Source organism: Labrys sp. (in: a-proteobacteria), from assembly GCF_047605565.1.
Classification (GTDB): domain Bacteria; phylum Pseudomonadota; class Alphaproteobacteria; order Rhizobiales; family Labraceae; genus Labrys; species Labrys neptuniae.
Window position 1 is genome coordinate 92374 of the sequence record NZ_JASGFM010000011.1, and the last position, 14717, is coordinate 107090.

The following is a 14717-nucleotide window of genomic DNA, read 5'->3' on the forward strand; positions in this document are numbered from 1 at the left end:
ACATGGGGATGCTGCGCTTCAGCGCAGGCGCCGGCCGTCCTTGTCGAACAGCAGAGCGCGGTGGCGGGGGATGGCGACGGTGAGCTGGCGCTCCTCGGCCCATTGGCGGGAATCGTCGCGCTGGATGATCAGCGGCTCGGCGGAGGCGGTGCCGGCATAGACATAGGAGGTGGCGCCCAGATGCTCGGCCATGTCGACCTCGATGGCGAGATCGGCGTCGCCGCTGCCTCCAGGCCCGAAATGTTCGGGGCGGATGCCGATGCTGACTTCGGCGCCTGTTGCCGGCGCCGGGCCGGAGAGCGGCACTGCAAGGCGCGCGCCTTTCTGGTTGACCAGTTCGACCGTCACGCCGCCGGCTTCGGCCGCGACGGTGCGGCCCGCCAGGAAGTTCATCTTGGGGCTGCCCATGAAGCCGGCGACGAAACGGTTGGCAGGATCCTCGTAGAGCTCGAGCGGACGTCCGACCTGCTCGACATTGCCGCCGCGCAGCACCACGATCTTGTCGGCCAGGGTCATCGCCTCGGTCTGGTCGTGGGTGACGTAGATCATGGTGACGCCGAGTTCGCGGTGGAGTCTCGCGATCTCCACTCGCATCTGCACCCGCAATTCGGCGTCGAGGTTCGACAGGGGCTCGTCGAACAGGAAGACCTGGGGATCGCGCACGATCGCCCGGCCGATCGCCACGCGCTGACGCTGGCCGCCCGAGAGCTGCTTGGGCCGGCGCTGCATGAGATCGGTGATGCGCAGGATCTCGGCCGCCCGTGTCACCCGCCGGTCGGTGTCGGCCTTGGGATTGCCGTTCATCCTCAGGCCGAAGGAGAGATTTCGCTCCACCGTCATATGCGGATAGAGGGCGTAGGACTGGAACACCATGGCGATGCCGCGATCGGCCGGCTCGACCTCGTTGACCACCTGGCCGCCAATGCTGATCTCGCCGCCGGAAATGTCCTCGAGCCCGGCGATCATGCGCAGCAATGTGGACTTGCCGCAGCCCGAAGGGCCGACGAAGACCACGAATTCGCCATCGGCGATGTCGAGGTCGACGCCGTGGATGATCTCGAAACTGCCATAGCGTTTGGTGACGGAACGGAGCGCAAGGCCTGCCATATCGGTCGCTCTTCTTTTGTTTATTTCACGGCGCCGGCCGCGATGCCGGCGATGAAATGGCGCTGCAGGAGGAGGAAGACGGCCAGCATCGGCGCGGTCAGCAGCACGGCTCCGGCCATGATGCCGCCCCAGCTGACATTGGAGATGCCGATCAGGCTGCCCAGCGCCACGGGCGCGGTGAACATCGCCTTGTCGCCGGCGATCAGGAGCGGCCACAGATAGTTGTTCCAGCTCGTCAGGAAGAGGATGATGCAGAGCGCTGCCAGGGTCGGGCGCGCCAGCGGCAGGGCCACGAACAGGAAGATGCGCCACTCCCTGACGCCTTCCACCCGCGCGGCGTCGAACAGCTCCACCGGCATCATGGTGAAGGCCTGGCGCATGAACAGCACGCCGAGCGAATTGAACAGGGGCGGCACGATCAGGCCGAACCAGCTATTGGCCATGCCGAGGTCGCGCGCGACCAGGATGAATTGCGGGATGATCACCACGAAGAAGGGCAGGGAGATGGTGCCGAGGATGATGGCGAGCACCGCGCCGCGGCCGAAGAAGCGGTAGCGCGCGAGGGCCCAGCCGGCCATGGCGGTCAGCCCGGCCGAGAGCACGGTATAGGCGAGCCCGACCACGATCGAGACGGTCATGGCATGCAGGAAGTTGGTCGTGCGCTGCAGATTGGCGAGATTGTCGAGGAAATTCGCGCCGAACCAGAACGACAGGCCTGGCGCGTAGATGCCGTAGTCGGGCATAGTGGCGAACACGCCCATCATCCAGAGCGGAAACAGCCAGACGAGCGCCATCGGTGCGATCAAGGCGTGCAGGATGACGGCGTTGAGCCTTTGGCGGTTGGAGCGGGTCATCGCGGTTCCCTCGACAGGCGCAGCTGGACCAGCGAGACGATCACCGCCAGGGCCGCGATGGTGTAGGCGATGGCGGAGGCATAGCCGACATTGCCGGAGAGGAAGGCCTGGCGGTAGAGCAGCAGGCCGAGGGTCTCGGTCGCCCCGCCCGGCCCGCCGTGATTGGTGATCAGGAAGGGCTCGGTGAAGAGCTGCATGGTGCCGGAGATCGACAGGATCACGCAGAAGGTGATCACCGGCTTCAGGAGCGGCAAGGTGATGTGGAAGAACTGGCGCAGCTTGGAGACGCGGTCGAGCGTGGCCGCCTCGTAGACGTCGCCCGGTATCGACTGCAGGCCGGCGAGGATGATGATGGCGTTGTAGCCGGTCCAGCGCCAGGTCAGCGCTATCATCACCAGGGCCAGCGCGGCCGTCGGATTGGAGAGCCAGTCGATGGCGGGCAGGCCGATGGCGGCGGCGAGCTTGTTCACCACGCCGAAATCCTGGGCGAAGATCAGCCGGAACACCGCCGAATAGGCGACCTCGCCCACCACGACGGGGGCGAAGAAGGCGAAGCGGAACAGGCCCTTGGCCTTGAGCAAAGGCGAGTTGAGGAAGACGGCGATCACGGTGGCGAGGCCGATCATCACCGGCACCTGGATGACCAGGATGATCAGCGTGTTCTTCAGGGCGTTGAAGAAGGCGGGATCGGAGATCAGGCGCCCCCAATTGGCTGCCGGCCTGAACTGCCAGGGCGACACCCGGGTCTGATGCAGCGAGATCACGAAGGAGGAGATGATCGGCCAGATCCAGAAGGCGAGGAAGATCGCCAGATAGGGCGCGAGGAAGCCATAGGCCGCGCGATTGTGCCGCTGCATCGGAGGGACTCCGCTGGGGAAGAGGACGTTTGACCGGAGGCTAAACAGAATGTGGCACGACCAGCCTTCTCCCCTTGCGGGTGTCGTCAACCCTCTTGAGTTGACTAGAGGTGGCATTGCGGAGCAATGACGGATGAGGGGTGTTGGTGATCAACCAACAAGGGATGCGTTTCTCCCCTCATCCGCCCCTTCGGGGCACCTTCTCCCGCAAGGGGAGAAGGTAGGTCGCGCCCTTCCCCGCTACTGCGCCATCGGCAGGCCCGAGGCTGACGAGATCTGGTTGGCGGCATCATCCAGCGCCGCCTTGGCGTCGGGGTAGCCGCCGCCCAGGAACTTGGTCTGCACGGTCTTCAGCGCGGCCTCGGCATCGTTGAGGAAGGCGGTGCCGTGGGTGGACTTGATCTTGGGCAGGGTGGCAAGAATGTCGGTCCAGATCGCCTGGTTGCCCCAATAGGGCTGGCCCTGCTTCACATAGGGGTCCTCCAGCGCCGAATTCAGCGAGGGCACCAGGCCATAGGCCTTGAGCATGGTGACCTGGCCCTCATCGGTGGAGAGGGCGTATTTGACGAAGGCGAAGGCCGCTTCCTTGTTCTTCGAGCCGGTGGGGATCGCCAGCGACGAGCCGCCGATATTGGCGGCGCGCGGGCCGTCCGCCGTGAGGCTCGGCATGCGGTAGACTCCCCATTTGCCGGCAAGCTCGGGGGCGTTGGTGCGGATCGTGCCTTCGTACCAGCCGCCGAACATGATGGTGGCGACCTTGCCGGCCTTCAGGGCCTGGATCTTGTCGGACCAGCCGGCCGAGATGATGGTGCCCGCGTCCTTGAGCTGCTTGAGCTTGTCGTAGACGGCGATGCAGGCGGGCGCATTGACCGTGACGGCGCTGGCGTCCGCGGCGAAGTAGTTGCAACCCTGCTCGTTGCCGACCATGCGGAACCATTCGGTAGTGCCGTCGCCGTCGAGATCGGTGGCGCTCATGGTCACGCCGGAATTGGCTGACGCCACCTTTTTGCCGGCAGCGATGAAATCGTCCCAGGTCTTGATGCTCGCCGGATCGACGCCGGCCTTCTCGTAGAAGTCACGCCGGTAATACATCACCACCGGGCCCGAATCCCAGGGCATGGCATAGGCGGCCTCGCCCTTTTCGAGTTCCGCCCGCTTGAAATCGGCGAACTTGCCGGCGACCTCCGCCGTGTAACCGAGCGGCTTGAGATCGGCGAAGCAGTCGGGGAACTGGTTCCAATAACTCTCCGCCTTGTAGTTCTCGATCGAGACGACGTCGGGCAGGCCCGCTCCGCCGGCGGCGCAGCCGGCCTGGGTCTTGGAGAAGACCTGGGCGTTGCCGAGATCCTCCACCGTGACCTTCACATTGGGGAATTGCTTGTTGAAGCCTTCGATATTGGCTTTCAGCGAGGCGGCGGCAATGTCCCAGCTCCAGACTCGGATTTCCCCCGATTGGGCCAAGGCCGTCGACGCATGAAGGCCCGCGGCCAAGCAGAGTGCAGTGGATGCGATCCACCGCACTCTGCAAAGCGTTAAATATCCGCGGAATTGCCCGATTTTACGAACTGGTTCGCAAAGTCGGGCAATTCCGCTAGGTGCCAGCGCGGCGCAGCCGATCGTCTTGCGCATTCCATTCCTCCCCTTTTCATTTGCTCTTGTGTGGCGGGAAGCTACTTTAGGCAGGCAGCGCGGTCTGTCTGCGATAAAGGGAAGATGGACTTGCCTGAAAGTAAGATGCAGGAACGCTCCTATTATCAGCCGACGGCCAACAGCGTCGAAAACCTGCCGACGGTGCTGCAGACCTTCCACAATACGCCGCGCGTCATGCTCTCGCCCCACTGGCACGCCCAGGTCGAGGTGAACTTCATCGTCCAGGGCTGGGTGCATTATCGCATGGCCGGCTACGAGCTCAGGCTGGCGGCGGGCGACATGGTGCTGTTCTGGGGCGGCCTGCCGCACCAGATGGACGATGCCTCCGACGAGGCCATCTATGCCGGCGCGCATCTGCCGCTGGTGCATTTCTTCCGGCTGCGGCTGCCCGAAGAGGTGCCGGCCCGGCTGATGGCCGGCGCGACCCTGCTCATCCGCGAGACCGACTCGTCGGATGGCGCCAATTTCGCACGCTGGAACGGCTACACCCGCTCGGGCGACATGGTGCGTGCGCAGCACGCCGTGAGCGAATTGCTGCTGCGGCTGGAACGGGTGCGGTTCGAGCCCTATGCCCTGTTGCCCAGCCTCGATGCCCATGCCGGCCAGGCCAGCGCCGCCGATCCGCAGGCCCTGCGCCATGTGCGCAACCTGTGCGACTTCATCGCCGACAATTTCCTCGACGACATCGACAGCGCCGACATCGCGGCGGCCGCCGACCTCCATCCCAAATATGCCATGAGCCTGTTCAAGAAATGCACGGGCATGACGCTGAACGACTATGTCAGCCTGCTGCGCCTGTCCTATGCGCAGGCGCGCCTGATCAGCGGCGACGGCAATATCCTGCGGGTGGCGATGGAGTCGGGCTTCGGTTCCCTCTCGGGCTTCAACAAGAGCTTCCGCAAGATCGCCGGCATGTCGCCCTCCGATTTCCGGCGCAGCGGACAGGGCGAGCGCCCCATACTTGCTCCGGTCGAACCGGGAACGGCGCCTCAGGCCTGACGTTTCCCATCAAAATTCGTCAATTCACTTGAAATATTTGCCCTCTGTGGCGAAAAAATCACCTTTTCGTCACGATTGATATGCTACAGATCCCTCATCTGAGCGCCGCTTTATTGCCCCGCCGGTTATAGATTTTCACATTTCCGAGTTTTCCATGCCCCGTCCCGTTGCCGGCGCGGCGCTGGAGCCTGCCGTGCGGCGGGAGCCCCAGCCGTCCTTCGCCGAGTTTGTTCTCGTGATTGCCCTGATGATGGGGCTCAGTTCCCTCTCCATCGACAATCTCCTGCCAGCCTTCTCCGCCGTGCGGTCGGAATTCGGCATTGCCGATGCCAACCGCATGCAGCTGATCATCACCGCCTATATGGCGGGCTTTGCCATCATGCAGCTGGCCTGGGGGCCGATCTCCGATTCGATCGGCCGCCGCAAGGTGCTGATGATCGGCCTGGGCATCTATACGGCCGGCACGCTCCTGGCGATCTTCGCCCCCAGCTATGAGGTGTTGCTGGCCGCCCGCGCCATTCAGGGCCTCGGCGCCGGCTCGGCGCGCGTGCTCTCCATTGCCATCGTGCGCGACCGCTACGAGGGCCGCGAAATGGCGCGGGTGATGTCGCTCACCTTGATGATCTTCATCATCGTGCCGGTGATCGCGCCGGCCACGGGCAGCGCCTTCCTGATGCTGGGCGACTGGCGCACCATCTTCATGAGCATGCTGGGTCTGGTGCTGGTGGTGGTGTTCTGGTTCGGCCTGCGCATGCCCGAGACGCTGCATCCCGAATATCGCCGGCCGCTGTCGCTGCCCGCCGTCGCCAGCGGCATGCGCCGGGTGGTGACCACACGCGCCTCCTTCGCCAACATGCTGGCGATGGGCCTGGCCATGGGCTGCCTGATGACCTATCTCGGCTCGTCCCAGCAGATCTTCGAGACCGACATCTACAAGCTCGGCCCGCTCTTCCCGCTGGCCTTCGCACTGATCGCCATCTGCATGGGCCTGGCTTCCTTCGCCAATTCCCGCCTGGTGAGGCGGCTCGGCATGCACCGGCTGTCGCGCTTCGGCATGGTCGGCTTCTGGCTGATGGCGATGCTGCTGCTCGGCCTCGCCGTGCTGTTCCAGGGCCGGCCGCCGCTGATCTATTTCGGCATCGTCATGGGTGTGGCGCATTTCCTGCTTAGCCTCACCATGCCGAATTTCAACGCGCTGGCGATGGAACCGGTGGGCGATATCGCCGGCACCGCTTCCTCCTTCATCGGCTGCGTCACCACGCTGATGGGCGCGGTGATCGGCGCGGTGATCGGCGAAGCCTATGACGGCACCATCTTCCCGCTCGCCTGCGGCTATCTCGGCCTCTCCAGCCTGTGCATGCTGGTGCTGGTGTGGTCGAGCGAACGCGAGGCGGCGGTTCCCGATCCGGCAGCGACCCCGGCGCTGGTGGCGGGGGAGTGAGCAGAGCGGGAGGTCCTAACCTCCTGCTCATCTTTTCCAGCCACACTGGCGGAATGAACGCTTCGCCGCCCATCCTCGTCGCCGCCGCCGACCTTGCTGCCGCCAAGGTGCAATGGCTGGCCTATCTTGCCGTCGAGCGGCGCATGAGCCCCAAGACGGTGGAGGCCTATGACCGCGACGTCACCACCTTCCTGCGCTTCCTGACCGGCCATTTCGGCGAGCCGCCGGGGCTCGACGACATCGCTTCCCTCGCTCCGCGCGACGTCAGGGCCTTCCTGGCCGCGCGCCGGGCCGATGGGCTGAAGCCGCGCTCGTTGATGCGGGCCCTGGCGGCGACGCGGGCCTTTGCCCGCTTCCTCGAGCGCCAGGGCCATGGCGCCAGCGCGGCGCTGTCGGCGGTGCGTGGTCCCAAGCTGCCGCAAAGCCTGCCCAAGCCACTGTCGCCCGAGGCCGCCCGCAAGGTGGCTTCCGCCGATACGCGCCTGGGCGAGGCGCGCGAGCCCTGGATCCTGGCCCGCGATGCCGCCGTGCTGGCGCTGTGCTATGGCGCAGGCCTGCGTATTTCCGAAGCTCTCGGCCTGACGCGCAAGGATGCGCCGGTCAGCGGGCGCGACAGCCTCACCGTCATCGGCAAGGGCAACAAGATGCGCTCGGTGCCGGTGATCGCGCCGGTGGTGCAGGCTGTGGAGGATTATCTGAAAATACTGCCCTATCCGGGCGGTCCGGACGATCCGCTCTTCGTCGGCGCGCGGGGTGGCCCCCTGTCGCCCCGCATCATCCAATATGCCATGCAGCATCTTCGGGGGGCTTTGGGCCTGCCGGACAGCGCCACGCCGCATGCGCTACGCCATTCCTTCGCCACCCATCTGCTCGGGCGCGGCGGCGACCTGCGGTCCATCCAGGAACTGCTTGGCCATGCCAGCCTGTCGACCACGCAGATCTACACCAAGGTCGACGCCACCGAGTTGATGCGGGTCTACCAGTCGGCCCATCCTCGAGCAAAACGCGTTCAAGTGTGAACGCTTATTTGCTGTCGCTCTTTGTTTGGACACGTCTTTGCGATTCTTGGCGATTACGCCCGATCGCAAAACACCATGGAGCGCGAAGTTGAGCTGCTCCGGGTGCACGGGCAGGATGTCCGTGCACCCGGGAATAGTCTGCTTACAGCGCTGCTTCGACCATGATCTCGACGTCGAGGCCGGGGCCGGCGAGCTTGGCTTCCACCGTGGCGCGGGCCGGGGCCTGGCCGGCGACCACCCAGGCGTCCCAGGCCTCGTTCATCTCGGCCCAGGTGCCGATATCGGTGAGCCAGATATTGGCCTTGATCACCTTGGTCTTGTCGGTGCCGGCCTGCTTCAGCGTCTCGTCGATCTGGGCCAGGATGTCGGCGGTCTGCTCCTTGACCGACTTGCCGACCGTGGTCTCGGCGACATAGCCGGACAGGTGGATCTTGTCGCCATGGATGACGGCATCGCTCATGCGGTTGCCGGCGCCGATACGCTTCAGGGTCATGTCAGTCTCCAGTTTGGTTGAACGGGTTACTCCGCGCGCGGAGGGCGCGACAGCAATTGCTTGATGGCCTGGTCGATGCTGGCCTTGCCGGCCACCAGGTCGGAGACGGCGGCGGCAATCGGCATGTCGACATGCCTCTTCCTCGCCATATCGGCCAGGATCGGGGCGGTCCAGACGCCCTCGGCCAGGCCGACATCGGCGATCGCCGTTTCCAGGCCGATGCCCTTGCCGAGTTCCTCGCCGAAGCGCCGGTTGCGCGAGCGCGAGGATGTGCCGGTGAGGATGAGGTCGCCGAGGCCGGACAGGCCCGCCAGCGTCTCCGGGCGGGCGCCGAAGGCGAGGCCGAAACGGGTGAGCTCTGCGAAACTGCGTGCAAGGAGAGCGGCCACCGTACTTTCGCCGAAGCCACGCCCGGCGGCGATGCCGGCCGCGATGGCGAGCACGTTCTTGGCCGCTCCGCCGATCTCGACGCCGCGCAGATCGTCTGTGTGGTAGAGCCGGAAGGTCGGGGAACCGATCAGCCGGGCAAGGCGCTCGCCGAGCGAACCGTCGGCGCAGGCCAGCGTCAGGGCGGTCGGATAGGCCTTGGCGATGTCGGCGGCAAAGCCCGGCCCGGAGAGTACGGCGGGAACGCAGCCCGGCAGGATCTCGGTGGCGATCTGCGAGACGAATTCGCCGCTCGAGCGCTCGATGCCCTTGGCGGCCAGGATGAGCGGGAGATTAGCTGCAACCATGCCAGCCAGCCGCCCGCAGACGTCACGCAAGGCCTGGGTCGGAACTGCCAGGATCAGGGCATCGGCGCGCGCTGCTTCTGCGAGATCGGCGGTGGGATGGATGGCTTCGGGCAAGGCAAGGCCGTCGAGCCTTGGCAGCCGGCGCGTCCCCGCCAGTTCGGCCATGGCCGTGGCATCGCGCCCCCACAGGCTGACATCACGGCCGGCGCGTGCGGCGGCGCAAGCCAAGGCGGCGCCGAAAGCGCCGGCGCCGATCACGCCGATGCTCTTCAATCCCGAGGCACTCAAGCTTTGGCTCCCTTGCCGACGCCGGCCTTGCCGAGGCCCTGCTTGCCCGCTCCCGGTGCGTTGGGGTCGAGCGGCCAGCGCGCCCGCGGGCTGACGTCGAGGCCGTCGGTGATGCCGGCGGAGAGGCGCTCCGCCCCCGCCCAGGCGATCATGGCGCCATTGTCGGTGCACAGGGCAGCCGGCGGCATGACGATGCGCAGGCCCGTCTCCGCGCCGAGGCGCTGCAGGCCGCGACGGATGGCGAGATTGGCGGCAACACCACCCGCGATCACCAGGGCGCTGGGGGATTGTCCCGCGGTGTCGCGGAATCGCCTCAGGCCGACGCGGGTGCGGTCGACCACCATGTCCACCACCGCCGCCTGGAAGGAGGCGCAGAGGTCCCTGATATCCTTGGCGGCGAGCGGCGCCAGCCTCTCGGCTTCGAGCCGGACCGCCGTCTTCAGGCCCGACAGCGAGAAATTCGGATCCGGCCGGCCCTGCAGCGGGCGCGGAAAGGCGAAGCGGGCGGCATCGCCGCTCATCGCCTGCGCCTCGACGGCGGGGCCGCCGGGATAGCCCAGGCCCAGCATCTTGGCGGTCTTGTCGAAGGCCTCGCCGATGGCGTCGTCAATGGTGGTGCCGAGCCGGACATAGTCGCCGAGGCCGCGCACGGCCAGGAGCTGGGTGTGCCCGCCGGAGGCGAGCAGCAGGAGATAGGGGAAGGTAACCTGGTCGGTGAGGCGCGGCGTCAGCGCATGCGCCTCCAGATGGTTGACCGCGACCAGCGGCTTGCCGAGCGAGAGGGCGAGCGCCTTGGCGGTGGTGAGGCCGACGATCACGCCGCCGATCAGGCCCGGCCCCGCTGCGGCGGCGATGCCGTCGAGCTTGTCGAAGCGGACATTGGCCTCTTCAAGGGCCTGTTCGATGATGTGGTCGAGCACCTCGACATGGGCGCGCGCGGCGATCTCCGGCACCACGCCGCCATAGGCGGCATGCTCGGCGATCTGCGACAGCACGACATTGGACAGAATCTCGCCCTCGCCGTCCTGATTGCGTGCGACGATGGCGGCGGAAGTTTCGTCGCAGGTGGTTTCGATGCCGAGAACGAGCATGGGGCGGGCGGGTACCTAAGTGCTTTGCGATGTGATGGATCACCAGGAATCGCAAAGACGCGTTGCAAAGGAAAGCCACAGCAAAGATACGCTTACGCCGAAACGTGCCCTTGCTTTTGGAGCTGATGGTCCACCCTATAGCACGATCCGCCCGCCGGGATAGGGGCGAGGCCATGCCCGCCCAGCACGGGAGGCTCCCGTTTCAGCCGTGCCAATGCGAGCAGCGGATCACCGAGCAGAAATTGCCGCGCTCGAAATGCGGCTCCTTGTCGGCGATCACGTCCGCTTTGACATTGCCGAAGGTGGTCTGGGGCTTGTGCCGGATACCTTCGTAGAAGGCCTGGATGATGTCCTCCTTGAAATGCGGCGTGCGCGGATGGGCACCGACCACGGCCTCGCGTTCGGCATCGCCATATTGATGATAGGTCAAGCCGAGAACGTCCATCTCGACGCCCGCCGTCACCAGGGCGACCACGGGATGCATGTGCTCGGGAATGCCAGGCGTGGTGTGCAGCGCGATCGCCGCCCAGACGAGGTCGATGTCGGCAGGCGTGATGCCGCGGCTCGCCAGGAAGTCGCGGGCGGCATTGGCGCCGTCGACTTCGAAGCGCTCGGTTGCGCTGCTATGGGCTGGCATCAGGCCGATGTCGTGGAACATGGCGCCGGCATAGAGGAGCTCGGGATCGAAATTGAGCCCGCGGCGCCTGCCGGCCAGCGCGCCGAAATAGAACACCCGGCTGGAATGGTGGAACAGGAGCGGGGTTTCGGTATCGCGGATGAAGGCGGTGATGTCGCGGCACAGGCGGCTGTCCGGGATTTCGATGCCTGAAATGGCGGTCATTTCGATGTCTCCAGTGGATTTCGCTGGCGCAGAGCCTAGGCTCACCCTAGGTATGTCTTCAATTGATGTATTACGCCGATTTCTGCCAAAGCCGGTTGCAAGCGGACGCCGATGTCAGGAATGCTCATGTCTGGGAACGAGACCAGGACCATTGCGATACTGGCCCTGCAGGGCGTGCAGCTGCTCGACGTATCCGGGCCGATGGATGTGTTCGCTGAGGCCAATACGCAGGCCGGCCGGGAGGTCTATCGCCTCCTTGTCGCGTCCCGAAGCGAGGAGGCGATCCGCAGTTCCTCGGGCGCCCGCCTGCTGCCCGACATCGTGATCGGGGCGGATGGCGGCGAGCCCGTCGACACGCTTCTCGTCGCCGGCAGCCCCAACGCAGCGGTGACCGAACCCGATGCGGCCGTGCTCGCCTGGCTGAAGCGGGTGGCCGCCACGACGCGGCGCTATGGGTCGGTCTGCGCCGGAGCCTTCGTCTTGGCCGCTGCCGGGTTGCTGGCGGGCCGGCGGGTCGCCACCCATTGGGCCGTGGCGGATCGGCTGGCCCGGGCCTATCCCGACATTGCCGTGGACCCCGACGCCATCCACATCCGCGACGGGCGCCTGCGCACCGCGGCCGGCGTGACGGCCGGGCTCGACCTTGCCCTGGCGCTGGTTGAGGAGGATCTGGGACGGGACATCGCCATGCGCGTCGCCGCGCAACTGGTGATGTTCTTCAAGCGGCCCGGCGGCCAGATGCAGTTCAGCCGCCGCGAGGAAGCCCTTCCCGCCGGGCGCTCGGCCCTACAGGAGCTCCAACGCTGGGTGGCCGCCAATCCTGCCGAGCGGCACAGCGTCGCCAGCATGGCCAGGCGCCTCAATCTGAGCCCGCGTCATTTCGCCCGGCTCTTCGCCACGGAGGTCGGCGTGACGCCGGCGGGTTGGGTGGAGGCGGCTCGTATCTCCGTGGCCCGGCGCCTGCTCGAGACAGGTCAAAACCCGCCCAAACAGGTGGCGGCGGCTTGTGGGTTCGCCAATGCCGACGTGTTGCGTCGGGCCTTCATGCGGCATGTCGGTGTCACGCCTGCCGATTATCGCCGGCGCTTCACGCCGGAGGATTGACCGGCGCCATCGGCCTTGGCGGGGGAAAACGGCCGGCCGGGGTTTGCCTGGCTGCCGTCGGAAACGCTAAACGTTTCACCACTGCCGGATCATTGAGTCGGCGAGAAAGGGGGAAGCATGGGCGAACAATTCGACATGTTTCGGACCGAGGCGCTGCCGGAGAGGCGTCCACCGGCCACCCGGGCCAAGCGTGCCCTTCCCGCACCGGCCCGCCAGCACGAGGCGCTCGACGAGGCTGCCCTGGTCAGCATGCTCGAAGCAACCGGCCGCTACCGCATCCTGCGCAAGCTGGAGCCGCGCCCCGTCATCCCACGGGACAGGAGCCGGTTTTCGCGCCTGGCGGTCGTCGTCGATACCGAGACCACCGGTCTCGACCATGAGAAGAACGAGATCATCGAGCTCGGCATGGTGGCGGTCACCTATGATCCGGCCGGCCAGGTCGGTGACGTCGTGGGCGTCTTCAATGCCCTACGCCAGCCCGGGGAACCGATCCCGCCCGAGATCACCAGGCTGACCGGCATCACCGACGCCATGGTGGCCGGCAAGCATATCTCGCCGGCCGAAGTCGAGGCCTTCATCGAGCCCGCGGACCTGGTCATTGCGCATAATGCGCGGTTCGATCGCCCCTTCTGCGAACGCTTCGCGCCGGGGTTCTCGCCCAAGCCCTGGGCCTGCTCGAATGTGGAGATCGCCTGGTCCGACCGTGGCTTCGAGGGTACCAAGCTCGGCTATCTCCTGGGACAATCGGGCTATTTCCACAACGGGCATCGCGCGGTCGACGATTGCCATGCGCTGCTGGAGGTGCTTGTCCGGCCGAGCGGGCCGGGCAAGACCGCGCCTTTCGCCGAACTTTTGAAGGCCTCGGAACGCGCCCGGATCAGGATCTCGGCGACCAACAGCCCTTTCGACATGAAGGATCGGCTCAAGGCGCGTGGCTATCGCTGGAACGACGGCAGCAATGGCCAGCCCAAGAGCTGGTGGACCGAAGTCGGGGAAGAGGACGCGGAGGCGGAGCTGAAATTCCTCCGCGCCGAGATCTATCAATGGCCGGAGGCCAGGCCCCTGACGCAGCGCCTGGCCGCGACGGATCGGTTCAAGGCGTAGCCGGGTGGGCTTGCTCCTCCGGCCGCCTGTCTTCGGAGCGTTCAGGCCGCCAGATTGTGCCGGAACCAGGAAACCGCGCTGCCCACAATGGTATCGATCCCGCGGTGCTGGGGATGCCAGCCCAGCAATTCGGCGGCCTTGGTGGCGGCAGCGTAGAGACTGGCGGGATCGCCGGGCCGCCGCGGCTGGAAGCGGATGTCGAGCTTGCGGCCGGTGCAGCGCTGCACCGCCTCGAGGATCTCGATCACCGAGGTGCCGATGCCGGTGCCGAGATTGAAGGCCGAGCTTTCGCCGCCGGCCTTGAGATAGTCGATCGCCCGCACATGAGCGTCGGCGATGTCGGCGACATGCACATAGTCGCGGACGGCCGAACCGTCGGGCGTGGGATAGTCCCGGCCCAGCACGTTGAAGATGGGCCGATGGCTGAGGGCGGCCTGGATGGCGAGCGGGATGACATGGGTTTCCGGCTCATGGCGCTCGCCCAGCTCGCCGTCGAGATCGGCCCCGGCGGCATTGAAATAGCGCATTGCCGCCCATTTCAAGCCATAGGCGGTGCCGTAGTCGGCCAGGGCATGCTCGACCGCCAGCTTGGTCGCGCCATAGGGGCTGATCGGGTTGCGCGGGGCGTTCTCCAGGATCGGCAGGCAGGTGGGAACGCCATAGGTCGCGCAGGTCGAGGACAGGATGAAGGTCTCGATCTCGTTCTGGCGCACGGCCTCGAGCAGGGTCAGCGAGCCCACGACATTGTTGGAATAGTATTTGGCGGGATCGGCGACCGATTCGCCCACCGTGGAGCTGGCCGCGAAATGCATCACCGCTTCGGGCTTGTAGTGGGTGATCACCTTGTTGAGAAAGGCGCTGTTGCGGATGTCGCCGACTTCCAGCGGACCCCATTTGACCGCATCGGCATGGCCCAGGGAGAGATTGTCGACGACGACGGGGTCGTAACCCGCCAGGGCCAAGGCCTTGCAGGCGTGGCTGCCGATATAGCCGGCGCCACCCGTTACCAGAACACGAGTCATGTTGGTTCCCATACTTGCAGGGCTCAATCGGCCCGGTCCCGCGTATCGGGACTTCTCACTGCGATTGGCCTGTCAGGTGCGTCACTGCTGTTAACCAAGATGTACCCCCAGAT

14 protein-coding genes are annotated in these 14717 nt (G+C 66.0%); 5 read left to right on the plus strand and 9 right to left on the minus strand.

What is annotated here, in order from left to right:
* Positions 1–18 precede the first annotated feature (18 nt).
* The 4 genes from QM672_RS12595 to QM672_RS12610 all read right to left on the minus strand — a co-directional run bounded on the left by QM672_RS12595 (position 19) and on the right by QM672_RS12610 (position 4339).
* On the minus strand, positions 19–1107 hold the full coding sequence (locus QM672_RS12595) for an ABC transporter ATP-binding protein (protein WP_415082948.1): 1089 nt from the start codon (positions 1105–1107) through the stop codon (positions 19–21).
* A gap of 20 nt (positions 1108–1127) precedes the next feature.
* Positions 1128–1961: a carbohydrate ABC transporter permease gene (locus QM672_RS12600; protein ID WP_311938979.1), complete on the minus strand. Its 834-nt coding sequence runs from the start codon at positions 1959–1961 to the stop codon at positions 1128–1130.
* Positions 1958–2818, minus strand: coding sequence for a sugar ABC transporter permease (locus tag QM672_RS12605; protein ID WP_311938981.1), 861 nt, complete (start codon positions 2816–2818; stop codon positions 1958–1960). Before QM672_RS12605 ends, QM672_RS12600 begins: the two co-directional genes overlap by 4 nt.
* Before the next feature lie 240 nt (positions 2819–3058).
* A complete protein-coding gene (locus QM672_RS12610) occupies positions 3059–4339 on the minus strand; it encodes an ABC transporter substrate-binding protein (protein ID WP_415082951.1) in 1281 nt (426 codons plus the stop codon).
* A gap of 192 nt (positions 4340–4531) precedes the next feature.
* Here QM672_RS12610 and QM672_RS12615 point away from each other — a divergent pair, with 192 nt between their 5' ends.
* The 3 genes from QM672_RS12615 (at position 4532) to QM672_RS12625 (ending at position 7927) form a co-directional block, all read left to right on the plus strand.
* Positions 4532–5467: a helix-turn-helix domain-containing protein gene (locus QM672_RS12615; protein WP_415082953.1), complete on the plus strand. Its 936-nt coding sequence runs from the start codon at positions 4532–4534 to the stop codon at positions 5465–5467.
* A gap of 154 nt (positions 5468–5621) precedes the next feature.
* Positions 5622–6908 (plus strand): multidrug effflux MFS transporter, encoded by a 1287-nt coding sequence (locus QM672_RS12620; protein ID WP_068292901.1) that lies wholly within the window; start codon positions 5622–5624, stop codon positions 6906–6908.
* 53 nt (positions 6909–6961) lie between these two features.
* Positions 6962–7927 (plus strand): tyrosine recombinase XerC, encoded by a 966-nt coding sequence (locus QM672_RS12625; RefSeq protein WP_311938986.1) that lies wholly within the window; start codon positions 6962–6964, stop codon positions 7925–7927.
* A gap of 142 nt (positions 7928–8069) precedes the next feature.
* On the opposite strand, the gene QM672_RS12630 is transcribed toward QM672_RS12625, so the two are convergent.
* The 4 genes from QM672_RS12630 to QM672_RS12645 all read right to left on the minus strand — a co-directional run bounded on the left by QM672_RS12630 (position 8070) and on the right by QM672_RS12645 (position 11374).
* Complete coding sequence (locus QM672_RS12630) at positions 8070–8420, minus strand: RidA family protein (protein WP_068292912.1); 351 nt, start codon at positions 8418–8420, stop codon at positions 8070–8072.
* A gap of 26 nt (positions 8421–8446) precedes the next feature.
* Positions 8447–9442, minus strand: a complete 996-nt coding sequence (locus tag QM672_RS12635; protein ID WP_415082956.1) for an NAD(P)H-dependent glycerol-3-phosphate dehydrogenase — start codon at positions 9440–9442, stop codon at positions 8447–8449.
* Positions 9439–10533: a tRNA (adenosine(37)-N6)-threonylcarbamoyltransferase complex transferase subunit TsaD gene (gene tsaD / locus QM672_RS12640; protein WP_311938991.1), complete on the minus strand. Its 1095-nt coding sequence runs from the start codon at positions 10531–10533 to the stop codon at positions 9439–9441. Before tsaD ends, QM672_RS12635 begins: the two co-directional genes overlap by 4 nt.
* 202 nt (positions 10534–10735) lie before the next feature.
* Positions 10736–11374 (minus strand): HD domain-containing protein, encoded by a 639-nt coding sequence (locus tag QM672_RS12645; RefSeq protein ID WP_415082958.1) that lies wholly within the window; start codon positions 11372–11374, stop codon positions 10736–10738.
* A 126-nt stretch (positions 11375–11500) separates the two neighbouring features.
* Between QM672_RS12645 and QM672_RS12650 the strand changes: the two genes are divergently transcribed.
* Positions 11501–12478, plus strand: a complete 978-nt coding sequence (locus tag QM672_RS12650) for a GlxA family transcriptional regulator (RefSeq protein WP_415082960.1) — start codon at positions 11501–11503, stop codon at positions 12476–12478.
* A gap of 117 nt (positions 12479–12595) precedes the next feature.
* Positions 12596–13582 (plus strand): 3'-5' exonuclease, encoded by a 987-nt coding sequence (locus QM672_RS12655; protein WP_415082962.1) that lies wholly within the window; start codon positions 12596–12598, stop codon positions 13580–13582.
* A 41-nt stretch (positions 13583–13623) separates the two neighbouring features.
* Here the strand turns inward: QM672_RS12655 and galE are convergent, their stop codons facing one another.
* Positions 13624–14604: a UDP-glucose 4-epimerase GalE gene (galE, locus tag QM672_RS12660; RefSeq protein WP_311938998.1), complete on the minus strand. Its 981-nt coding sequence runs from the start codon at positions 14602–14604 to the stop codon at positions 13624–13626.
* Between the last annotated feature and the right edge of the window lie 113 nt (positions 14605–14717).